Source organism: Primorskyibacter sp. S87 (genome assembly GCF_049801055.1).
Lineage (GTDB): Bacteria > Pseudomonadota > Alphaproteobacteria > Rhodobacterales > Rhodobacteraceae > JBNAGF01.
The window spans coordinates 1-20,815 of record NZ_JBNAGF010000006.1; the positions used below are offsets into that span (position 1 = coordinate 1).

Below are 20,815 nucleotides of genomic sequence, written 5' to 3' on the forward strand. Positions count from 1 at the left end.
GGCTTTGTTGCACAAATCGGTTGAGGGATTCACTGTGTGAATCCAGCGTGATAGCTGTGCGTCATGAGCAGTTGGGCCCCCACGAAATACAAGACCAGGAATTGGTCATCTTACAATGAGGCGTTGAGACGGCGCGGGTCGCTGTCGATTTGGTTTGACCCTGATATGGTCTGGGTTCCGCCACCGAGCGGCAAGCGCGGTCGGCGACACAGCTTTAGTGATGCTGCGATCCAAACCTGCCTGACGATCAAGGTGCTGTTTGGCCTTCCGCTCCGACAGACGACAGGCTTTGTGGAAAGCTTGTTGCAGTTGGTCGGGCTGGACTGGGCAGTTCCCGATTTCAGCACGCTGTGCCGCCGCCAGAGGACGCTGAACGTGGACCTGTCGTATCGTGGCAGTACCGGCCCGCTGAACCTTCTGGTTGATAGCACAGGCATCAAAGCTGAAGGTGAAGGCGAATGGAACGCACGCAAGCATGGCGGTCCCAAACGACGCATTTGGCGCAAGATACACATAGGGATCGACGAGGAAACGTTGGAGGTTCGAGCGGTCGAGGTTACCAGCAGCAACATCGGTGACGCGCCCATGTTGCCTGAGTTGCTGAACCAGATCCCCAACGACCAGGACATCGGATCAGTAACCGGCGACGGGGCCTATGATACGCGCAAATGCCATGACGCGATTGCCGCCCGGAATGCCCACGCTGTCATTCCGCCGCGTAAGAACGCCAAGCCGTGGAAACCCAGCAGCGCCGGAGCCATCGCCCGGAACGAAGCGGTTAACGCCTCACGATACTTGGGCCGCGCCATTTGGCGACAATGGAGCGGATACCACCGAAGAAGCCGTGTCGAGACCAAGATGCACTGTGTGAAGCTGATGGGGCAAAGTCTCATGGCGAGAGACTTTGATCGGCAGGTCGCAGAGATCCAAATCCGTGTCGCAGTCCTCAACCGCTATACCGCTCTTGGCATTCCCGTCACAGAAGCCGTAGGCTAAATCCGTCCGGGGAAAGGGGAAGTCCCATCCTCACAGGATTTGTGCAACAAAGCCCCGCTCATGTAACTTCCAGCCGTCGGAAATGCAGCGTAATGTACGAATGTCCGGTCTGGTAAAGCTGCGCCGCGGCGAAAGAAAGCTCGGCCAAGGTCAACTTTGAGCCGACCTTTCGAGGGCCAATGTCAGCAATGCGCGGTCGACAACCGTTGATGCAAAGCGCAGCACTCGTCAGAATGGGCTCGGAGCAGCCGTCCGCTGCGGAGGCCATTAATGTCTGCTCTGAGGGATAGCAGACGTTTGCAGAATAGGCGTCTCGCTTTGCCTATTTGATAATCAATCAATTGTCAGCAGGGGCATAGCTCGTTGATTTTATTGAGTTTAGATGTTTCCGCGGGCTTCTCAACAACAGTTTCTACAACATTCCGCAACAAACTCAGGTCCTGCATGTCCAAATTTCTCTTCCGAAGTCGAGCAGCTAGTATCCGATGACACAAAGAGAAAATGGCATGTTGATCCGCGAATGTCCGTACAACGCTTCGGCGACTGAAATTGTGTTCTCATAGTCGCGGCTCACCGCATTCCTACCTCCAGTTTTGTACTTATAGCTGAGCGGAACGGCTAGTAAGAGATGCTCCATGTCCACCATGACTAGCGCTTGTATAAGGTCGCGATAAACTGCGTTTCCCATCCACGCTCGACCTGCTTCCACTTCTAGTCCCGTGCGCCACTCAGCGTGCCACGCGTCCACTTCATATTGAAGATCGACGACATTTAGGACTAGGCTCTGTGGCTCGGCTCTTCGATTGTGCATCGCATGGCGCGGGCAGCTACTTCCGTGACCGCCCATTTCCGCTGAAGAGGCTCGAATGTTGCAGAGTTGTTGTAGAGGCACTGCAAAACTACCAAAGCCGCCCTCAAAGGCGGCTTGTTAGTCTCTTGTTTTCTATGAGAGATTTTGGCTCCGGCGGTAGGGATCGAACCTACGACCAATTGATTAACAGTCAACTGCTCTACCGCTGAGCTACGCCGGAACGGTTCGTGCCCTATAGCAATCCCGAATCCTGGCGTCCAGTGGCGAAATTCGTGTCGGGTCAAAAAAGGCGGGTGGCGTGCTGTCCCGGTCTTTCGCGTCCTGACCCGATGCAAGGCCACGCTGCCGTCTTTGGGCGCAAATGATCGCCTTGCCGCTCCCTAATCCGCAAGCCGGACAAACCGGGCTGTTGCCGACAAGTCGGATTCTGGGCCGGCCCGGTGGCGGCCTGTCAGGTCCACCAGATGAGCAAAGACATTGCGTTCGGCGGCTGGCAGGAGGGCAGGGGGTGTTTCGGTATAGATGCGCTCTGCGAGTTGGCGGGCCGTGGCGGGACCATCGGACAGCTGGTCGAGAATTGCGGCTTCGCGGGCGAGGCGATGCTCGATAAGCCAGTCGAGCCGTCCGCCCGGGTCCGTGATCGGGGCGCCATGGCCCGGGTGGAACACGTCCCAATTCCGCGATCGCAGGGTCCTGCACGAGGCCATGAAATCGGTCAGATCGCCATCCGGGGGCGAAACCAGAGAACTGGCCCAGCCCATTACGTGATCAGCCGTAAAGCAGCTTGCGTCACAGGCAAGCGCAATGTGATTCCCGAGATGGCCCGGCGTGTGAATGACCTCGAGCGACCAGCTGTCGCCGTCGACGATGTCACCATCGCCAAGAGTGATGTCAGGAACGAATGCGGTGTCGATCCCTTCGCCGCCGCCAGCCAGCCCCTGTGCGGCCAGATCCCGCATGACTGCGCTCCGACCCGCTTGTGCATCGCCATAGGCCAGAACCGGGGCCTCGGTGCGTGCGGCCAGTGCACGGGCCAGTGGCGAGTGATCGAGATGCGTGTGCGTGACAAGGATGTGGCTGATGCTCTGCCCGGGTTCAAGCGCGGCAAGGATCGCCTCGAGATGGGCCGCGTTGTCCGGTCCCGGGTCGATGACCGCCAGTTCCCGATCCCCAAGCAGATAGGTGTTGGTGCCGCGATATGTCATCGGCGACGGATTCGGCGCAAGAACCCGGCGCACATTGTCCGAAAGCCGGATCGCCTCGCCCACGGGCGGGTTGAAATCGTCGGGGGGCTGGGTCATGTCTCTTTCTCACCTCTGTCCTGCCCGCTAGGCTTAGCCCATGACCTTTCGCTGGCTCAAACATTATATGCCCCGCAGCCTTTATGCCCGTGCTGCGCTGATCCTGGTTCTGCCGGTGGTAGCCTTGCAGCTTGTCGTATCGGTTGCCTTTATCCGCAGCAGCCTTGAGGACGTCACCAAGCAGATGACGCTGACCGTGGTTCGCGAACTGGACATGATCGCGAACCAGACGGCCTCGGCCGCCGATCAGCAAAGCATGCTGGCCCAGATGCGTCCATTTCTGGCTGACTTGCAGATGCAGGTTCGGTTCGTCAACAGCGGTGAAGTTCCGGCGACGGATCAGCTGCGCTGGATCGACTACACGGGCCGGATAATTCGCCAGACCCTGCGCAACCAGATCGAAGACACGATGGCGGTGGAACTGCCGGACAACCTCGTGGCGCGGCTGTATCTCGACACGGATCTTGGCCCGGTCGAAGTGGTTTTCGACCGCCGCCGCCTGTCTCCGGCAGCCCCGCATCAGCTGATCGTGACGATGGCATTCTTTGGCCTGCTGATGACGCTGATCTCGTTTCTCTACATGCGCAACCAGCTTCGGCCGATCAAGCGTCTCGCCGATGCTGCGCAGGCTTTTGGGCGGGGGCGGACGGTTCCATACACCCCGTCCGGGGCAACCGAGGTTCGCGCGGCCGGCAGCGCCTTTCTCGACATGCGGGCGCGGATCGAACGTCATATCGAACAGCGCACCATGATGTTGTCTGGGGTCAGCCATGATCTTCGCACACCGCTCACGCGGCTGCGGCTGGGGCTGGCCATGCTGGACGAGCAGGATTCCGAGCCGTTGTTGCAGGATGTGGACGACATGCAGGGCCTGCTGGATGCGTTTCTGGAGTTCACCCGCGGTGTCAGCGAAAGCCCTCCGGAACCCGTTGATCCGATTGCTCTGGTCACACGGATAGCAACGGATGCACAGCGCGAGGGCAAGTCGGTGGAGTTGGTTTCCGCCAGCGGAGAAGGTGAGATGCCGCTGCGAAAGGTGGCGCTCCGGCGCGCGGTGGAAAACCTTGTCGGTAATGCCGTTCGCTATGGCAACAAGGCTGAGATTTCGGTCACGCTGACCGACAAGTCGCTTCGAATCCGGGTCGAGGATGATGGTCCGGGAATACCACCGGATCGGCGCGCCGAAGCGATGAAACCCTTTGCCAGACTGGATCCGTCCCGCAACCAGAACAAGGGAAGCGGTGTCGGTCTTGGTCTTGCGATCGCTTCCGACGCGGCCCGGGCGCATGGCGGTGTTCTGCGGTTGGGAGAAAGCGAAAATCTGGGCGGATTGCGCGCCGATATCGTGATCGGTCGGTAGGGGCGCGGATTGGCCGCAGCGCTAAATCTGGGTGTGCGAACGACACGTCCGGAGGTGTGGCGCGGTGGTAGGCCCGGAGGGATTCGAACCCCCAACCAAAGCGTTATGAGCGCTCTGCTCTAACCGTTGAGCTACAGGCCCGCCTGAGGGCATGGGTATCACGATGATGCCCGGCGTCAAGCCTGACCGTGCCCCGGCATGTTGCAAGTGACTGCGCAATGGACTAACCCGCGCGCAAGCGATCGAGAGGATGGGCCGATGACCAAGGGCGACGCAGCGGGCAAGGGCGGTTTGACCTATGCCGAAGCGGGTGTGGATATCGACGCGGGCAATGCGCTCGTTGACCGGATTAAACCCGCGGCGAAGCGGACGAACCGTTCCGGAGTGATGAGCGGGCTGGGCGGATTTGGCGCTCTTTTCGATCTGAAGGATGCGGGCTACTCAGATCCGATCCTCGTCGGGGCGACCGACGGTGTCGGCACCAAGCTGCGTATCGCCATCGACACAGGGCATGTCGACGGCGTCGGCATCGATCTTGTAGCGATGTGCGTCAACGATCTGGTCTGCCAGGGGGCGGAACCGCTTTTTTTCCTCGACTATTTCGCCACCGGCAAGCTGGAAACCGAAACCGCCGCCCGGATCATCGAGGGTATCGCCGAGGGCTGCGTTCGCTCGGGCTGTGCCCTGATCGGTGGCGAGACTGCGGAAATGCCGGGCATGTATCCCGAGGGCGATTTTGATCTTGCCGGCTTCGCCGTGGGCGCCATGGAGCGGGGCACGGCCCTGCCGGCCGGCGTGCAGGAGGGCGACGTGCTTCTGGGGCTGGCCTCGGACGGGGTTCACTCCAACGGTTTTTCGCTGGTGCGCAAGTTGGTTGAGGTTTCGGGGCTGGGCTGGGAGGCGGATTGCCCGTGGGGTGACGGATCTCTGGGTGCCGCATTGCTCACACCGACCCGGCTCTATGTGCGGCAGGTGCTGGCCGCGATCCGCTCCGGAGGGGTGCACGCGCTGGCGCACATTACCGGCGGCGGGCTTACCGAAAACCTGCCGCGTGTCCTGCCAGACGGGTTGGGCGCAGACGTCGACCTGAGCGCATGGGATCTGCCTCCGGTGTTTGAATGGATGGCCGCGACCGGAAGCATCGCTGAAAGCGAAATGCTCAAGACGTTCAACTGCGGTGTCGGCATGGTTGTGATCTGCGCGGCAGATCAGGCCGCGTCGCTTGAGGCGCAGCTTGTCGCCGAAGGCGAGGCTGTCTGCCGGTTGGGCCGCGTGACCGTCGGTGAGGGCATCCGATACGAAGGCCGTTTGCTGTGAGCCACAAACGCGTTGCCATCCTGATTTCGGGCGGCGGCTCGAACATGGTCAAGCTGCTCGAGAGCATGACCGGCGATCACCCGGCGCGGCCCTGCCTAGTGCTGTCGAACGATCCGAATGCTGGCGGCTTGAAGAAAGCAGCCGAACGCGGCGTTCCGGCAAAGGCCGTCGATCACCGGCCTTTTGGCAGTGACCGTGCTGGTTTCGAGGCGCTTCTTTCGAAACCGCTGGAAGAAGCCCGGCCGGATATCATCTGCCTTGCCGGTTTCATGCGGGTTCTGACCGAGGATTTCGTTTCGCGCTGGCAGGGGCGGATGTTGAACATTCATCCCTCGCTGCTGCCCAAGTATAAGGGGCTCAACACCCATGCCCGGGCAATCGAGGCGGGCGACTCTGCGCATGGCTGCTCGGTCCACGAAGTGACGGCGGCGCTGGATGGCGGCCCGCTGCTTGGGCAGGCGCGGGTGCCTGTACTGGATGGCGATACGCCGGAAAAACTGGCCGCCAGAGTGCTGGAGCAGGAGCATCGGCTCTACCCGGCGGTTCTCCGCCGTTTTGCCGACGGGGACCGTACGCCGCTCTTGCTGGAAGGCTAAACCCCGTTTGCGGGTCTTGGCATCCGGCCGGGCTTCGGGTTACGGTCCTCTGACCGTGGGGGGTGGCCTGCGCCTTTGCCGCATGTGCGGTATGTCGGGGCAGGAAAGCGGGCTGTATTTGAAGAAGAACAAGAAAAGACAAAGTATTCGATGAAAACCATCACCACCACGCAGGAGCTCGCCGAGTTCTGCGCCGCTGCCAGCAACAAGCCCTATGTCACCGTCGATACGGAATTCCTGCGCGAACGCACGTATTACTCCAAGCTGTGCCTCGTGCAGGTGGCCTATCCGGCGGACGGCGGGCAGGACGACCCGGACAGCGCCGTTCTGGTCGATCCGCTGGCCAAGGGAATATCGCTTGAGCCGCTTCTGGACCTTTTCCGGAATGAAGATGTGGTCAAGGTCTTTCACGCCGCACGTCAGGATCTGGAAATCTTCTGGATCGAGTCCGGCGTCTTTCCCAAACCGCTGTTCGACACTCAGGTCGCCGCCATGGTGTGTGGTTTCGGAGATCAGGTCGGCTATGAAACTCTGGTCAAGAAAATTTGCAAGCAGCCGCTCGACAAGACTTCACGGTTTACGGATTGGTCGCGACGCCCCCTCAGCGAAGCGCAGAAAACATATGCTCTGGCCGATGTCACTCATCTGCGTGAGATCTACGAATATCTTGCTGCTGATCTGAAAAAGACCGGTCGGGCCCACTGGGTTGGCGAAGAACTGGGCATTCTGACCGACCCCGCAACTTATAATATTCGTCCCGAAGACGCCTGGCGTCGGGTCAAGACACGAACCAACTCGGGCAAGTTTCTGGCCATCGTTCGGGAGCTCGCGGCGTTTCGCGAGGAATATGCCCAAACCAACAACGTACCGCGAAATCGGGTGTTCAAGGATGATGCCCTGATCGAATTGGCTTCGACCAAGCCCCGCACACAATCCGATCTGGGGGGATCCCGGCTGTTGCTGCGCGAGGCGCGCAAGGGCGCGATCGCCGAGGGCATTCTGGAGGCAATCGCGCGCGGGGTCGAGTGTCCGGCAGACAAGCAGCCGAAACCTGACCGGTCCCGGGACAAGCTTCAGGTCAACCCGGCACTGGCTGATCTTTTGCGGGTGCTCCTGAAAGCCAAGACCGAAAGCGCGGGCGTGGCTGCCAAGCTTATTGCCCCTAGCGCGGATCTGGATGCAATCGCCGCCGGCCTGCGGGATGTGCCGGCCTTGTCCGGCTGGCGCTACGAGGTCTTTGGCGAGGATGCACTTCGGCTGTGCCGGGGCGAGATAGGGCTTGCGGCCAAAGGTCAGAACGTCAAGGTCGTATCGCTCTGACACCCGCGCAGCGCCGTGTTATATTACGCCTTTTCAGTAAGTTGAGTCGCGATCTTGATGTCGCCCTCAACCAGGTGAAGCTATGTATTCACCGGCGACGGGCCTCGCGGGCATTATCCTGACCAATGACACGTACCGTGCGTACAGAGGCAAGCTCCTGCCGGGACAGGGTCACAGCAGCGGTGATGGTGCGGGTGTTCTCGGCGCCCTGGTTGGTTGCTTCTTCAGGGTAAAGCACCCGGAAACTGTAAACCACCAGCCCGCTGGGATCGCCCTCGGCTGGCGGTTCCAATCGTAGTCGCGCACCGAAAGCGCCTTGGCGGCTGGCCACGCCGGTGGCCCGGACGATCGCTCCGGTTGAGGTCGGGTCGACCTGCAACTCGGTAATGGAGGCAATCGGCACACTCGAATCCAAAGCTTCTGCACGGGCAAAGATCGACTTGCGCTCTTCTGGCAGCAGCGCATTGCTATGGCTGGCCAGCGTATCCGGTGCAACGGTTGTGCTGGATCCGAACCAGTTCCGCGGATTGGCTCGCGAAGTACCCCAGTCGCTGCATCCTGCCAGAACGATAGTGGCCGTCAGTAGAAGTGTCAGGGTGGTGCGCATGTGCTCAGCCGCTCTCAATCATTTGTCGGTTAACGGATTAGCCTATCCCTGAGCGGTTGAAAAGCCGCAAGCCGGTGGCATGGGCAGGGCTGGACAGCAGCGGTCGGGCGGCATAGGTCAGGCACAGACCGCACACAGGAGTTCCCCGATGGCTGCTGCCGCCTTTGAAGAAATTGTCGAGGATTTCGAGTTCCTTGAGGATTGGGAGGATCGATACCGCCATGTGATCGATCAGGGCAAGGCGATGGAACCTCTAGACGAAGCGCTGAAGGTGGATGCAACCCGGGTACACGGCTGCGCCAGTCAGGTCTGGCTGCATCCGGTGATCGAGGGCGGACAGTTCCGTTTCGACGGCGACAGCGACGCGATGATCGTGCGCGGCCTGATTGCCGTTTTGCGCGCCCTATACAACGGATTGCCGGTTGCCGAGGTGCCAAAAGTGGATGCCCGGGCGGAGCTTGAACGGCTCCAGCTGAACGATCATCTCTCTGCACAGCGCTCCAACGGGTTGCGGTCAATGATCGCGCGGATCCGCGAAGTGGCGGCAGAGAACGCTTGAACAGAGCAATGCGCCCACCGCGCCACACGTGCAGTCTGATGCAATTCACAAGCGCCTGTGGGCAGGATCAGGACCTTTCGGCAGCCCATTTGCCGAGGGTCGTTTCCAAATCTCCATAGCCGGTGTGGCGATGTTCAAAGGCCAGCCCCATCCTGTCGGCGATGGCGCGGGCGCGCTCAACCAGGTCTGGGTCTTCGCGCTGAGATTGATAGACCAGTTTCGTGTAATGCCCGAAATACATCTCGCGCAGTTCCGGGTGCCGGTCGAGCCCTAACGGCTTCCAGATGAAGGCGTCGAACTGCCGGGCAAGAAAATCGGTCAGGTAGAACGCGGTAAATTCCTCGCCGCTCAGCTCTTCAAAAGCGGCGTTGCCCTCGAAGAAGGAATAGCAATGCGGGCCTTCGACCATGTCGACACCCAGCGCGTCGCAGGCCTTTTTGAGAAGTCCTCCGGTGCCGCAATCCGCGTAGACCACGAACACCCGGTCATAGGCATCACGGTGTCGGGCAACGGCCTCGGATACGGCGCCAGTGATCTTTTCGGGCGCGTTGTGCAGGATGGCCGGCAGACAGGTCAGGTCCATATGCGCCCATCCGTGCCGTTCTTTCAGGGCCAGAATCTCGCGTGCCAATGCGCCACAGGCGATCAGCAGAATCCGTCCCGTGCCCGTGGGGGCAAGGCCGGTTTCTGTCAAATCGCTGTCAGTTGTCTGGGTCATGGTCGCGTCAGGACTATAGCAAATCGTCCCTGCAACAGGGGGCAGGGTCCGTAACCCGTAGCAAGATCGCAAATCCAGCCCATGTCGCGCAGCATGTCGGCTGTTGGCTCTGGCGCGCGGCGGGTCTGATGGTGAGTGACCACTTCGAAGTTGCCGTGATACTCGGTTTCCATGCGGCGGGTGAGCCGGGTGGCGGTGATGGTCACCTCGCTGCGGATGCTCCAGTCAGGCCCTTTGCGCTGACCGGAAAAAGGCACGACTCCGGTTCCGATCATATCGGCAAACAAGCGGCCACCGGACGGCAGGTGATCCAGGGCCGCCCGCGCGACCGGTTCAAGACTGTCCTGTCCGCTTGCTGTATCGACATAGCTCAGAACTTCACCAAGCGCAGTGATTGCGCTGGTACCAGCGGGGATCTGCGCCTCCGCGGCGCGTCCGGTCGCGACTTCGAGCCCACGCCCTCTGGCCAATTCCACGAATGCCGCAGACAGATCGATTCCCGATCCGGGAATTCCCCGATCGGCAGCAGCGGCCAGCCATGCGCCGTCCCCGCAGCCCAGATCAAACAGCCGTGCCTGGGCAGGGGCATCCTTGATTTCCCGGGACAGCCAGTCGAAGGCCGTCGCAAAGGTATCGGCGTAGCTCTCGGTGTGAATTCTGGCCAGATCCGGTGGATATTGTCCCGACATTGCACCTCTCTGAATAGCCTGGCCCGAAACGGCAACAGCCCCGCCCGAAGAGGCGGGGCCCACCAAACGTTTTATGGCGAAGTCAGCCCGCCATGCGGTTGTGCTTGCGCGACACGAACTCCTTGGCGGTTTCAACTGCAACGGCCGCATCGCGGCAATAGGCGTCGGCGCCGATGGCCTTGCCGAATTCCTCGTTGAGCGGCGCGCCACCGACAAGCACGATATAGTCGTCGCGCTTGCCCTGTTCGACCAGCGTGTCGATTACCACCTTCATGTAGGGCATGGTCGTGGTCAGTAGTGCCGACATGCCAAGGATGTCAGCGTCTTCGCGTTCCAGAGCCTCAAGATAGTTTTCGACGGGATTGTTGATGCCCAGATCGACAATCTCGAACCCGGCGCCTTCCATCATCATTCCGACAAGGTTCTTGCCGATGTCGTGAATGTCGCCCTTGACGGTTCCGATCACCATCTTGCCCACGCGTGGGGCACCGGTTTCGGCCAGCAGCGGCTTGAGGATGGCCATGCCACCTTTCATCGCGTTGGCGGCCAGAAGCACTTCGGGAACGAACAGGATGCCGTCACGGAAATCCGCCCCAACGATCGTCATCCCGCCGACCAGTGCCTTGGTCAGGATGTCGTAGGGTTGCCATTCACGTTCGAGCAGTATGTTGACCCCTTCTTCGATCTCTTCCTTGAGACCGTCATAGAGGTCGTCGAACATCTGTTGGACAAGTTCCTCGTCGTCGAGTTCCGAGAGGATGATGTCTTCTTCTTCCGACATTTGCGCCTATCCTTCAGCTGACGGGGAGGAGTTCCCCTGGGTGGCTTTTAGTCCTTTTGCGCCATTTGCAGCAAAACCGACTGTGTCGATTGCGACATAGGTGCATCTGCAACCGACCTATAAGCGTGAATTTACCGGAGTAATAATGAGAAATTCGCAGGAAGATCATGGGGTCGATTGCAAATGTTCGCTTTATGTTCTAGTTTTGCATCATGCATCACTCAAACTTCGTCGAGCGGGAACGCCGTAAGGCGCGCGGGGCCGTTTCCAATGAAACGGGGCGGTTCGATCTGGTGCGGCAGGACGAAGATGACGGCTGGGATCTGCCGGAGGACAGGGGCGCATTTCAAACCGAAGTCCGGGAGGAACGCGCCCGCAGCCTGATCACATGGAACCGGTCTCCGGATCTGCCCTTTGACCGTTCGATCAACCCGTATCGTGGATGCGAACACGGCTGCATCTACTGTTTCGCCCGCCCGACGCATGCCTATCTTGGCCTGTCGCCCGGTCTCGACTTTGAGACAAGACTGGTGGCACGGCCAAATGCAGCGGCGGTTTTGCGAAAGGAGTTGAGTGCGCGGCGATACAAGGTGGCCCCGGTCGCCATCGGCACCAACACCGACCCCTACCAGCCTGCAGAGAAAGATCGTGGCATCATGCGCGACTGCCTGCAGGTTCTGGCCGAGTTCAACCACCCGGTCGCGATCGTCACCAAGGGTGCTCTGATCGAACGGGACATCGATATTCTGGCGCCGATGGCCGAATTGGGGCTGGCGCGGGTCGGAATTTCGGTCACCACACTGGACGCGGGATTGGCGCGACGGATGGAACCTCGCGCCCCATCCCCGGCGCGGCGCCTGAAGGTGATCCGTCGGCTGACAGGTGCCGGAATCCCAGTGCGGGCGATGGTTTCACCCGTCGTTCCGGCACTGACCGACCATGAGCTTGAGGCGATTTTGCAGGCCTGTAGTGATGCCGGCGCAGACGCCGCCAGCTGGATCATGTTGCGTCTGCCACGCGAGGTGTCCAGGCTTTGGCAGGACTGGCTGGCCGAACACGCACCCGACCGAGCCGACCGGGTGATGGCCAGATTGCGCGAGATGCATGGCGGGCGTGACTATGATCCGCGCTGGGGGCACAGAATGCGCGGCGAAGGGCATTATGCCGAAATTGTTGCCCAGCGGTTCCGCGCGGCAGCACGGCGGCTGGGGCTGGATCGCAATGTGGCGCAACTGCGCTGCGATCTCTTCGCGGTGCCTCCCAAGGCAGGTGACCAGCTCTCGCTCCTTTGAAACCTGTTGGCTAAGGTGCTCAGGAGAGGAGATCTGTCATGTGGGATGAACGCTACACCAAGCCCGGATACTTGTTCGGAACCGAACCGGCTGACTACCTGAAACGGGAAGCGGTGAGATTGGAGCCGGGATCCCGCGTGCTCTGCGTGGCAGATGGCGAAGGACGGAATTCGGTTCATCTGGCGTTGCTCGGCCACGAGGTCACAGCGTTCGACGCGTCAGGTGTAGGGTTGGAAAAGGCCCGAAAGCTGGCTGCAACAGCCGGAGCAAAAGTAGATTTTCATCAAGCCGGGATCGAAGATTGGGACTGGTCGCAGCAATATGATGCGGTGATCGGGATCTTCATTCAGTTCGCTCCCCCCGATCTGCGGGCGAAGTTCTTTCGGTGGATGGCACAAGCGGTGCGGCCCGGCGGGTTGCTCCTGCTGCACGGCTACGCGCCACGGCAGGTGGAAAACGGAACCGGGGGGCCGCCGGATTCGGCCAACATGTATACGATGGATATGCTGCGCGATGCCTTTGCCGGTTGGGACATCCTGCACATCGACGACTATGACGCCGAGATCGACGAAGGGCCCGGGCATTCCGGTATGTCCGCCTTGGTGGACTTAGTAGCGCGCAAGCCCGGCTGAGGATCGGGCAGCAGGCGAGGCAGCTTGCCTGAAACGCAAAACGCCCCGCACGATCAGGCAGGGCGTCTTGTCTGGATATTTTGGAACGATCAGCGGTTTTCGATATCGACGTAGTCGCGCTGGGATTCGCCCAGATAGAGCTGCCGCGGACGGCCAATCTTGTGCGCCGGATCGGACAGTTGTTCCTTCCACTGCGAGATCCACCCAACGGTCCGCGACAGGGCAAAGATCGGAGTGAACATCGAGGTCGGGAAGCCCATCGCCTCAAGGATGATCCCCGAGTAGAAATCGACGTTCGGGAACAGCTTCTTTTCCTTGAAGTAAGGATCGTTGAGCGCGATGTGCTCAAGTTCCTTGGCGACTTGCAGAAGCGGATTGTCCTCGACGCCGAGCAATTCAAGCACTTCGTCGGCAGACTGCTTCATGACCGTCGCGCGCGGGTCCATGTTCTTGTAGACGCGGTGACCAAAGCCCATCAGGCGGAACGGATCGTCCTTGTCCTTGGCGCGCGCGATGTATTCGGGGATGCGATCGACGCTGCCGATTTCCTTGAGCATCTCCAGGCAGGCCTGGTTTGCGCCGCCATGAGCCGGGCCCCAAAGGCAGGCGATACCGGCCGCAATACAGGCAAACGGGTTGGCGCCGGACGAGGATGCCAGACGAACCGTCGAGGTCGAAGCGTTCTGTTCGTGATCGGCATGAAGGGTAAAGATCCGGTCCATTGCGCGGGCGAGGATCGGGTTTACCTCATAGTTTTCTGCCGGAACCGAGAAACACATGTGCAGGAAGCTCGACGCATAGTCGAGGTCGTTGCGCGGATACACAAAGGGCTGGCCGATCGAGTATTTGTATGCCATGGCCGCGATGGTCGGCATCTTGGCGATCAGACGATGCGACGCGATCTCGCGCTGGTGCGGATCCGAGATATCGGTGGAGTCGTGATAGAAGGCGGACATGGCGCCAACGACGCCGACCATGGTTGCCATCGGATGCGCGTCGCGGCGGAAGCCGCGGAAGAAGTTGTGCATCTGCTCATGGATCATGGTGTGGCGGGTAATCGAGGTTTCGAACTTCTCCAGCTCGGACGCGCTCGGCAGATAGCCGTAGAGCAGCAGGAAACACACTTCGAGATAGTGAGATTTCCCGGCCAGCTGGTCGATCGGATAGCCGCGATGCAAAAGAACTCCGGCTTCGCCGTCGATATAGGTGATGGTGCTTTCGCAGCTCGCGGTCGAGGTAAAGCCCGGGTCGTAAGTGAACACGCCTGCCTGACCATAAAGCTTGCGGATATCCACGACATCCGGCCCCTCGGTCGGGGAGTATACGGGCAGCTCGTAGTTTTTGCCCTTCAGGCTGAGTGTGGCTGTTTGCATCGGTTCAGTCATAGATGTCCCTTCCTCTTGCTGGCACGGGGCGCCTTGTTATTGTGCCCGCCGTTCTGGCGGTGGACCCGTGCTGGGCAGCGCCTGCGCGCAGACGCGCAGAACAGGTTATTACCGCATGGCGTTACCCGATTGTTACTGGCTGGGTTTAAGTCGCCACGTCTTGGAGCCGGGCCAGGGTCTCTTCGCGCCCCAGAACCAGCATCATGTCAAACACCGAAGGCGTTACCGCCCGGCCTGCAAGCGCAGCGCGCATGGGGCCGGCTAGCTTTCCGAACTTGGTGCCCTTGTCCTCGGCAAAGGCGTTCAGACACTCTTCGAGGTCATTCCGCGTCCAGCTAACATTTTGCAGATGCGGCGTCAATTCTGACAGTATACCATTGGATACAGAAGCAAGGGCCTTAGCCGCCTTAGCATCCGGTTCGATCGGGCGAGATGCAAGCACAAATTCTGCCTTTTCAATGAGTTCCGGGAATGTGCGCGCGCGCTCCTTGAGGCAATACATCGCACGCTGGATACCGGCAGCCTGTTCAGGGTTCAGCGGTGTCTCGCCGGCAGCCTCGAGATAGGCTTCGAGTTCCTGCCGCAGCGCAGCGTCGTCGCTCACGGCAATGTGCTGACCGCAAAGGTTTTCGAGCTTTTTCAGGTCGAACCGGGCCGGGCTCTTGCCAATGCCGTCGAAATCAAACCACGCGCGGGCCTGCTCATCGGTGAAGAATTCGTCATCGCCGTGGCTCCAGCCCAGCCGTGCAAGGTAGTTGCGCATACCGGCGGCCGGAAATCCCATCGCCTGATATTCCTGTGCGCCAAGTGCACCGTGGCGCTTCGACAATTTCTTGCCGTCGGGTCCGTGGATCAGCGGAATATGGGCCCAGACCGGCACATCCCAGCCCATCGCCTCATAGATCATCATCTGGCGGGCCGCATTGTTGAGGTGGTCATCGCCGCGGATCACATGGGTCACGCCCATGTCGTGATCATCCACGACGACCGCCAGCATATAGACAGGGGTGCCATCCGAGCGCAGCAGGATCATGTCGTCCAGTTGATCGTTGCCAATGCTCACGTCGCCCTGCACCTGATCGCGGATCACGGTCGTGCCCTCTTGCGGGGCCTTGATGCGGATGGCGTAGGGCGCGTCGGGATGGGTAGAGGAATCGGCATCCCGCCAAGGCGAGCGATAGAGGGTGGACCTGCCTTCGGCCCGGGCCTGCTCGCGATAGGCGGCGATTTCATCCTGCGTGGCGAAACACTTGTAGGCCTTACCCTCGGCCAGAAGCTGTTGCGCGACTTCGGCGTGACGGTCGGCGCCTTCGAACTGGCTGATTACGTCGCCATCATGGTCAAGGCCCAGCCAGTCCATGCCTTTGAGAATCGCTTCGGTCGCCTCCGGGGTCGATCGTTCCCGGTCCGTGTCTTCGATGCGCAGCAGGAATTTACCGCCGCGACCGCGCGCATACAGCCAGTTGAAGAGCGCGGTCCGGGCACCGCCAATGTGCAGAAACCCGGTTGGTGAGGGAGCGAAACGGGTGACGACCTGATCGGACATGAGGGCGTTTTACCTTCTGGTAACCATGGGGGGAATACGTTTGCGCCTGTCTAACGGGCCATGCGGCAGTGGGCAAGTATGAGGGCAGGCAAGAGACTTCTGGAAAGGCTTGACGTGGCGTTGTCGGCGCAACGGGGATACCTCTTTCCCTGGGCACCGGTATGTCTGGGCATTGGAATCGGAGTGTATTTCTATCTGCCCGGTGAGCCCTCGGTGGTCAGTCTCGGGGTCGTCGCGTTGGTAGCGGTTGTAGCTGCCATGGCTGCCTTGCGCTGGCCGGGCGGGCCGGCTCCGCTGATCTGGGCGCTGTCGTTGGCGGCGGCAGGGGTCTGCCTTGCCTCGGCCCGGGCGCACCATGTGGCCGCTCCGGTTCTGGACTGGCGCTATTATGGTCCGGTCGAGGGACGGGTGGTGGCGCTCGACCGGTCGGCATCGGATGCGCTTCGGGTGACGCTGGACAGGGTGCGCTTGCGGGATGTCGGCCCTCATAGTCTGCCTGATCGGGTCAGGATTTCGCTGCATGGCGGCGGCGCGGCGCCCGAACCGGGCGCGCGGGTGATGACCACCGCGCATCTGTCGCCACCGCAAGGACCTGTCGAGCCCGGAGGCTTTGATTTCCGCCGCCATGCGTGGTTTCGGCAGTTGGGTGCCGTCGGATATACGCGGGTTCCGCTTCTGATCGCTGAACGCCCGGGAAACAGCTTTGCCGGGCTACGGGTGTTCTCGCTGAGAATGGAGATTTCATCCCGCATTCGTTCCGTTCTTCCCGGAGATGTGGGCGGGTTTGCCGCTGCCGTCACCACCGGTGACCGGAGTGGGGTTAGCAAAGCGGCATTGGAAGCGCTGCGGAGTTCGAACCTTGCCCATCTGCTTGCCATATCCGGCCTGCACATGGGGTTGCTCGTTGGTTTCGTCTTTGCCGGACTGCGATTGGTCTTCGCAAGCATTCCCTTCGTCGCGCTGCGCTGGCCCATACGCAAGATTGCCGCCGTTGGGGCCTTGGTGGTGGCGGCATGCTATCTGGCGATGTCGGGTGGCAATGTGGCGACCGAGCGGGCCTTTGTCATGGTTGCCGTTGCCTTGGGGGCATTGCTGGTCGATCGCCGGGCACTGTCGCTACGGGCGGTGGCCGTGGCTGCATTGATCGTTCTGACTTTGCGACCCGAGGCCCTCTTGAGCCCGGGATTCCAGATGTCCTTTGCCGCCACAACTGCGCTTGTCGCAGTATTCGGCTGGATCCGGGATGCGCGTTTGCCGCGCGCGCCGCGCTGGCTGACCCCCGTTCTGGGAGTGGTGATTTCCTCTGCTGTGGCAGGGGCGGCCACCGGGCCGGTCGGGGCAGCACATTTTAACACGATGTCTCATTACGGGCTTCCCGCGAACCTGCTGTCGGTTCCGATGATGGGGATTCTGGTTGTGCCTTCTGCGGTGCTTGCGGCGTGCCTGACACCGTTGGGTCTCGAGGGCGTGGGCCTAGGGCTGATGGGGTGGGGGCTTCGCTGGATACTCGCCGTCGCCGAGTGGTTCTCGGGCTTGCCCGGCGCGCAGGGGCAGGTGGTGTCACCGGGCGCCTCGGTGCTGCCCATGATGGCACTAGGCGCGCTCTGGCTCATCCTCTGGCGGGGTTGGTGGCGCTGGTTTGGCCTTGCCCCGGTCTGCATTGCCCTTGCCCTGTGGTCGCAGGCCGAACGACCGGCTGTGCTGGTTGCCGATACCGGTGGATTGGTTGGAGTTATGACCAAGGACGGAAGGGCGTTGTCCAAGCCCAAGGGGGCCGGGTTTATCGCGACGGTCTGGTTGGAAAATGATGGCGATGCGGCAGATCAGGCACGGGCGGCCGACCGGTGGCCAGGTGAGGCCGGCAAATTGCGGCGCATTCAGCTGGGTGGTCTGGAACTGGATCACGTAATTGGCAAGCGCGCTTTGCAATCCTACGATGGCTGCCGGGCTGGCCGAATTGTGGTCGTTTCGGTTCCCGCGCCCGATCTTGGCCCCTGCACCCTGTTTGACGTGACCCGTTTGAGGGAAACGGGCAGTCTTGCGATCTCGGCAAAGGGAAAAGTTACGCCGACGCTGGATGAGAGCGGCCGCCGACTGTGGTCCGGAGAAAAACAGCGATAATTTCTCGCAGGTGCCGTTTTCCGCAACCAGTGCCAATCGCCAAGGTGCGTTAAGAACCCCGATCGAGCGTTCTTCGACCGCCGCATGGCTGCTTGCAGCCGACAGCTTTTCGCAACGCCATTGCGTTTTTCTGACAGGACCGCATTGAAGTCGTGCGCTGCGCACCCTCGGAAAGCCCCAAAACAAAAAAGGCCGCGCCCGGCCGGGCACGGCACGTCTTGATGCAAGGGCAGAACCCCGGATTGATCGACGCTCAGTAGGTGCGGATCAGGCCAACCAGCCGGCCTTGAACCTTGACCTTGTCTTCGGGGAAAACGCGGGTCTCATAGGCAGGGTTGGCCGCTTCCAGAGCGATGGCGTTTCCTTTGCGGTGAAAGCGCTTCAACGTTGCCTCGTGACCTTCGACAAGCGCGACGACGATATCGCCATTGTCAGCGACCGAGCTTTCCCGGATCACGACAACATCACCGTCGTTGATACCTGCCTCGATCATCGAGTCACCCTTGACCTCAAGCGCGTAATGCTCACCGCTGCCGGAAACCATGCCGCCAGGTACCGCAACCTGGTGGGAAACCTGGCTGATCGCCTCAATCGGCACACCCGCGGCGATCCGGCCCATTACAGGAAGCTCCACGGCGTGCACCACGACCGGTTCAAAGTTGGCTGGTCGCGGACCTTCCGGACGGTCGCCTTCGATCACGCGGGGTTGAAACCCGGAAGGATCGCCGCCGAGGCTTTCAGGCAGCTTGACGATTTCGATTGCCCGCGCCCGATGGGCTAGGCGGCGGATAAAACCACGCTCTTCCAATGCGGTGATTAGTCGATGGATGCCCGACTTGGAGCGCAAATCCAGCGCCTCTTTCATCTCGTCGAAACTGGGGGGGACGCCGTCGCGCTGAACCCGTTTGTGGATGAATTCCAATAGATCAAGTTGCTTTCTGGTCAGCATTGCTCACACCTCGCCGTGTTTGTTGCCGTTTTGTTGCCAAGTCGTTCGTTTTTCCATGTTCTACGCATGTTCTCGTTTTGTGTCAACACGTTCCGGTGGAATCCGGCCCTTGGACCGGCAACCGGGTTGCGCGATTTAACTTGGTAATCAAATCGTTAACGAGTTTTTAGGTTGGAAAGGCTTTAGTCGGGCAAAGCAATGTAGCGAACGGTCTCGCCGGCCATGCGGGCCGGATCGCCGGGCTGGCGGATCAAAAGCGCATTGGCCCGTGCCAGAACGCTTAAAAGAGAGCTGTCCTGATCCGACAGGGCGCAAATTTCGCCATCCCGAAAGATCGCGCGCATATAGTGCTCTCTTGGCCCGTTTTCTGTCAGATCCTTGCCAAGCCGGGCTGTCTGTGGCGCGGGGCTTGTCTTGGGCAGGCCCAGCATGGCCCGGACCATTGGAAGCACGAAGATATAACCGCAAACCATTGCAGATACAGGATTGCCCGGCAATCCGACCATTGCAGCATTACCCATGCGGCCCGCCATCAGAGGTTTGCCGGGCCGCATGCGAACCTTGTAGAAAGACCGCTCCATTCCAAGCTCGGCTGAAACCGAAGCGACAAGGTCATGATCGCCGACCGAGGCCCCACCGATCGTAATCACCAGGTCGGCGCCTCCGGCCAATTCAAAGGCGGTTTTCAGGGAAGCAACGGTATCCCGGGCAATCGGCAGCATCCGCACATGGGCGCCCGCCCGTTCAAGCAGCGCCTTGAGGCCAAAAGTATTGGACGCAATGATCTGGTCGGGGCCGGGTGTTTCACCGGGCATGACCAATTCGTCTCCGGTAGAGATCAGGGCCACGATCGGTTTGCGGGTCACCGGAACGTCGGCAATGTTCATCGCGGCCAGCAAAGCCACGTCTTCCGGACTCAGAAGGCGGGGGGCGGCAACCGTGTCGCCGCTGCGAAAATCGACCCCGGCCGGACGGATATTCGATCGTCCTCCCGGATCTGCCGAGATAGTGATGAGATCTTCGCGGCGGTCGATATCCTCTTGAATAACAACAAAATCAGCGCCGCTCGGCACCGGAGCACCGGTGAAAATTCGCACGGCCTGACCGGCACCGACCTTGCCCTCAAAGCCACGGCCAGCAGCGGCTTCGCCGATCACCTTGAACATGGCATGAAGCTCGACTTCGGCGGCCTTGACCGCGTATCCATCCATCGCCGATGCCGCAAAGGGGGGTTGGTCCCGTCCGGCGGTCACGTCCTGTGCAAGAACCCGGCCTGCGGCCTCGGACAAAGGCACCGTTTCCGGCGGGATGGCAGACACCAAGGAAAAAAGATGGGCGCGGGCTTCCTCGACCGAAATCATGCCTCGTAGCGCCCTGATTTGCCGCCGTCCTTGAGCATCACCCGGATGCCGCCGATTTCCATCGCCTTGTCCACCGCCTTGGCCATGTCATAGACGGTCAGCGCGGCCGTGGATACAGCGGTCAGCGCTTCCATTTCAACACCGGTCTGGCCGGTGGTTTTGACCGTGCCTTCGATCCTGACACCGGGGAGGTCTGGGTCCAGCGTCAATTCGACGGCAACTTTGGTAACCGGCAGCGGGTGGCAGAGCGGGATCAGGTCGGGCGTCTTCTTGGCGCCCATGATGCCGGCAAGCCGGGCAACCGCCAGAACGTCGCCTTTTTTAGCGCGACCTTCTGCAATGATATCATATGTTTCCCGCGCCATCTTTACGTGACCCTCGGCCACGGCGATGCGGTTGGTCACGTCCTTGTCCGAGACGTCGACCATGTGGGCGTCGCCCTTGGTGTCGAAATGAGTCAGCGGCATGTCGGCC

General features: G+C 60.7%; 19 protein-coding genes and 2 tRNA genes. 9 read left to right on the plus strand and 12 right to left on the minus strand.

Annotation, left to right across the window (positions count from 1 at the left end):
- The first annotated feature begins 63 nt into the window (after nucleotides 1-63).
- Nucleotides 64-996: an IS5 family transposase gene (locus tag ACP15U_RS11475; RefSeq protein ID WP_425043710.1), complete on the plus strand. Its 933-nt coding sequence runs from the start codon at nucleotides 64-66 to the stop codon at nucleotides 994-996.
- Nucleotides 997-1,952: 956 nt separating this feature from the next.
- On the opposite strand, the gene ACP15U_RS11480 is transcribed toward ACP15U_RS11475, so the two are convergent.
- Nucleotides 1,953-2,027 (minus strand) — tRNA-Asn (locus ACP15U_RS11480).
- 160 nt (nucleotides 2,028-2,187) lie between these two features.
- Nucleotides 2,188-3,108: an MBL fold metallo-hydrolase gene (locus ACP15U_RS11485; protein WP_425045285.1), complete on the minus strand. Its 921-nt coding sequence runs from the start codon at nucleotides 3,106-3,108 to the stop codon at nucleotides 2,188-2,190.
- Between the two features lie 40 nt (nucleotides 3,109-3,148).
- Between ACP15U_RS11485 and ACP15U_RS11490 the strand changes: the two genes are divergently transcribed.
- On the plus strand, nucleotides 3,149-4,468 hold the full coding sequence (locus tag ACP15U_RS11490) for an ATP-binding protein (protein WP_425045286.1): 1,320 nt from the start codon (nucleotides 3,149-3,151) through the stop codon (nucleotides 4,466-4,468).
- A 65-nt stretch (nucleotides 4,469-4,533) separates the two neighbouring features.
- Here ACP15U_RS11490 and ACP15U_RS11495 read toward each other — a convergent pair.
- A tRNA-Ile gene (locus ACP15U_RS11495) sits at nucleotides 4,534-4,609 on the minus strand.
- A gap of 117 nt (nucleotides 4,610-4,726) precedes the next feature.
- On the opposite strand from ACP15U_RS11495, the gene purM reads away from it, so the two are divergent.
- The 3 genes from purM (at nucleotide 4,727) to rnd (ending at nucleotide 7,701) form a co-directional block, all read left to right on the plus strand.
- Entirely contained in the window at nucleotides 4,727-5,785 is a 1,059-nt protein-coding gene (gene purM / locus ACP15U_RS11500; protein ID WP_425045287.1) for a phosphoribosylformylglycinamidine cyclo-ligase, read from the plus strand.
- Complete coding sequence (purN, locus tag ACP15U_RS11505) at nucleotides 5,782-6,381, plus strand: phosphoribosylglycinamide formyltransferase (protein ID WP_425045288.1); 600 nt, start codon at nucleotides 5,782-5,784, stop codon at nucleotides 6,379-6,381. The genes purM and purN overlap by 4 nt, the downstream gene beginning before the upstream one ends.
- A gap of 150 nt (nucleotides 6,382-6,531) precedes the next feature.
- The gene (gene rnd / locus ACP15U_RS11510) at nucleotides 6,532-7,701 is read left to right on the plus strand and encodes a ribonuclease D (protein ID WP_425045289.1); all 1,170 of its coding nucleotides are present in this window, start codon (nucleotides 6,532-6,534) and stop codon (nucleotides 7,699-7,701) included.
- A gap of 88 nt (nucleotides 7,702-7,789) precedes the next feature.
- Here rnd and ACP15U_RS11515 read toward each other — a convergent pair whose 3' ends face one another.
- Nucleotides 7,790-8,308, minus strand: a complete 519-nt coding sequence (locus ACP15U_RS11515; protein WP_425045290.1) for a hypothetical protein — start codon at nucleotides 8,306-8,308, stop codon at nucleotides 7,790-7,792.
- A gap of 148 nt (nucleotides 8,309-8,456) precedes the next feature.
- Here ACP15U_RS11515 and ACP15U_RS11520 point away from each other — a divergent pair, with 148 nt between their 5' ends.
- Nucleotides 8,457-8,867 carry a SufE family protein gene (locus ACP15U_RS11520; RefSeq protein ID WP_425045291.1) on the plus strand — a complete coding sequence of 137 codons (411 nt, stop codon included), beginning with the start codon at nucleotides 8,457-8,459 and terminating at the stop codon, nucleotides 8,865-8,867.
- A gap of 67 nt (nucleotides 8,868-8,934) precedes the next feature.
- Here ACP15U_RS11520 and ACP15U_RS11525 read toward each other — a convergent pair whose 3' ends face one another.
- From ACP15U_RS11525 to ACP15U_RS11535, 3 genes are all read right to left on the minus strand, one after another.
- The gene (locus ACP15U_RS11525) at nucleotides 8,935-9,585 is read right to left on the minus strand and encodes a DUF1638 domain-containing protein (protein ID WP_425045292.1); all 651 of its coding nucleotides are present in this window, start codon (nucleotides 9,583-9,585) and stop codon (nucleotides 8,935-8,937) included.
- Entirely contained in the window at nucleotides 9,582-10,274 is a 693-nt protein-coding gene (locus ACP15U_RS11530) for a class I SAM-dependent methyltransferase (RefSeq protein WP_425045293.1), read from the minus strand. Before ACP15U_RS11530 ends, ACP15U_RS11525 begins: the two co-directional genes overlap by 4 nt.
- 82 nt (nucleotides 10,275-10,356) lie before the next feature.
- Nucleotides 10,357-11,055, minus strand: coding sequence for a corrinoid protein (locus ACP15U_RS11535; RefSeq protein WP_425045294.1), 699 nt, complete (start codon nucleotides 11,053-11,055; stop codon nucleotides 10,357-10,359).
- A 212-nt stretch (nucleotides 11,056-11,267) separates the two neighbouring features.
- Here ACP15U_RS11535 and ACP15U_RS11540 point away from each other — a divergent pair, with 212 nt between their 5' ends.
- A complete protein-coding gene (locus ACP15U_RS11540) occupies nucleotides 11,268-12,347 on the plus strand; it encodes a PA0069 family radical SAM protein (RefSeq protein ID WP_425045295.1) in 1,080 nt (359 codons plus the stop codon).
- Between the two features lie 38 nt (nucleotides 12,348-12,385).
- A complete protein-coding gene (locus ACP15U_RS11545; RefSeq protein ID WP_425045296.1) occupies nucleotides 12,386-12,979 on the plus strand; it encodes an SAM-dependent methyltransferase in 594 nt (197 codons plus the stop codon).
- A gap of 89 nt (nucleotides 12,980-13,068) precedes the next feature.
- Here the strand turns inward: ACP15U_RS11545 and gltA are convergent, their stop codons facing one another.
- Entirely contained in the window at nucleotides 13,069-14,364 is a 1,296-nt protein-coding gene (gene gltA / locus ACP15U_RS11550) for a citrate synthase (protein ID WP_425045297.1), read from the minus strand.
- A gap of 145 nt (nucleotides 14,365-14,509) precedes the next feature.
- Entirely contained in the window at nucleotides 14,510-15,910 is a 1,401-nt protein-coding gene (gltX, locus tag ACP15U_RS11555; RefSeq protein WP_425045298.1) for a glutamate--tRNA ligase, read from the minus strand.
- Between the two features lie 60 nt (nucleotides 15,911-15,970).
- On the opposite strand from gltX, the gene ACP15U_RS11560 reads away from it, so the two are divergent.
- Nucleotides 15,971-18,031: a ComEC/Rec2 family competence protein gene (locus tag ACP15U_RS11560; protein ID WP_425045299.1), complete on the plus strand. Its 2,061-nt coding sequence runs from the start codon at nucleotides 15,971-15,973 to the stop codon at nucleotides 18,029-18,031.
- A gap of 253 nt (nucleotides 18,032-18,284) precedes the next feature.
- Here the strand turns inward: ACP15U_RS11560 and lexA are convergent, their stop codons facing one another.
- The 3 genes from lexA to moaC form a co-directional block, all read right to left on the minus strand.
- On the minus strand, nucleotides 18,285-18,980 hold the full coding sequence (gene lexA / locus ACP15U_RS11565) for a transcriptional repressor LexA (RefSeq protein ID WP_425045300.1): 696 nt from the start codon (nucleotides 18,978-18,980) through the stop codon (nucleotides 18,285-18,287).
- Between the two features lie 182 nt (nucleotides 18,981-19,162).
- Nucleotides 19,163-20,341 carry a gephyrin-like molybdotransferase Glp gene (gene glp, locus ACP15U_RS11570; protein ID WP_425045301.1) on the minus strand — a complete coding sequence of 393 codons (1,179 nt, stop codon included), beginning with the start codon at nucleotides 20,339-20,341 and terminating at the stop codon, nucleotides 19,163-19,165.
- Nucleotides 20,338-20,808, minus strand: coding sequence for a cyclic pyranopterin monophosphate synthase MoaC (moaC, locus tag ACP15U_RS11575; protein WP_425045302.1), 471 nt, complete (start codon nucleotides 20,806-20,808; stop codon nucleotides 20,338-20,340). The genes glp and moaC overlap by 4 nt, the downstream gene beginning before the upstream one ends.
- Between the last annotated feature and the right edge of the window lie 7 nt (nucleotides 20,809-20,815).

Excerpts from the sequence above, each read along its gene's own strand:
- ACP15U_RS11545 (WP_425045296.1), top strand. The coding sequence starts at position 12,386 with ATGTGGGATGAACGCTACACCAAGCCCGGATACTTGTTCGGAACCGAA.
- ACP15U_RS11530 (WP_425045293.1), bottom strand. The coding sequence starts at position 10,274 with ATGTCGGGACAATATCCACCGGATCTGGCCAGAATTCACACCGAGAGC.
- ACP15U_RS11525 (WP_425045292.1), bottom strand. The coding sequence starts at position 9,585 with ATGACCCAGACAACTGACAGCGATTTGACAGAAACCGGCCTTGCCCCC.
- gltX (WP_425045298.1), bottom strand. The coding sequence starts at position 15,910 with ATGTCCGATCAGGTCGTCACCCGTTTCGCTCCCTCACCAACCGGGTTT.
- gltA (WP_425045297.1), bottom strand. The coding sequence starts at position 14,364 with ATGACTGAACCGATGCAAACAGCCACACTCAGCCTGAAGGGCAAAAAC.
- rnd (WP_425045289.1), top strand. The coding sequence starts at position 6,532 with ATGAAAACCATCACCACCACGCAGGAGCTCGCCGAGTTCTGCGCCGCT.
- ACP15U_RS11485 (WP_425045285.1), bottom strand. The coding sequence starts at position 3,108 with ATGACCCAGCCCCCCGACGATTTCAACCCGCCCGTGGGCGAGGCGATC.
- ACP15U_RS11475 (WP_425043710.1), top strand. The coding sequence starts at position 64 with ATGAGCAGTTGGGCCCCCACGAAATACAAGACCAGGAATTGGTCATCT.
- ACP15U_RS11520 (WP_425045291.1), top strand. The coding sequence starts at position 8,457 with ATGGCTGCTGCCGCCTTTGAAGAAATTGTCGAGGATTTCGAGTTCCTT.
- glp (WP_425045301.1), bottom strand. The coding sequence starts at position 20,341 with ATGATTTCGGTCGAGGAAGCCCGCGCCCATCTTTTTTCCTTGGTGTCT.
- ACP15U_RS11535 (WP_425045294.1), bottom strand. The coding sequence starts at position 11,055 with ATGTCGGAAGAAGAAGACATCATCCTCTCGGAACTCGACGACGAGGAA.
- ACP15U_RS11515 (WP_425045290.1), bottom strand. The coding sequence starts at position 8,308 with ATGCGCACCACCCTGACACTTCTACTGACGGCCACTATCGTTCTGGCA.
- ACP15U_RS11540 (WP_425045295.1), top strand. The coding sequence starts at position 11,268 with ATGCATCACTCAAACTTCGTCGAGCGGGAACGCCGTAAGGCGCGCGGG.
- ACP15U_RS11490 (WP_425045286.1), top strand. The coding sequence starts at position 3,149 with ATGACCTTTCGCTGGCTCAAACATTATATGCCCCGCAGCCTTTATGCC.
- ACP15U_RS11560 (WP_425045299.1), top strand. The coding sequence starts at position 15,971 with ATGCGGCAGTGGGCAAGTATGAGGGCAGGCAAGAGACTTCTGGAAAGG.
- lexA (WP_425045300.1), bottom strand. The coding sequence starts at position 18,980 with ATGCTGACCAGAAAGCAACTTGATCTATTGGAATTCATCCACAAACGG.
- purM (WP_425045287.1), top strand. The coding sequence starts at position 4,727 with ATGACCAAGGGCGACGCAGCGGGCAAGGGCGGTTTGACCTATGCCGAA.
- moaC (WP_425045302.1), bottom strand. The coding sequence starts at position 20,808 with ATGCCGCTGACTCATTTCGACACCAAGGGCGACGCCCACATGGTCGAC.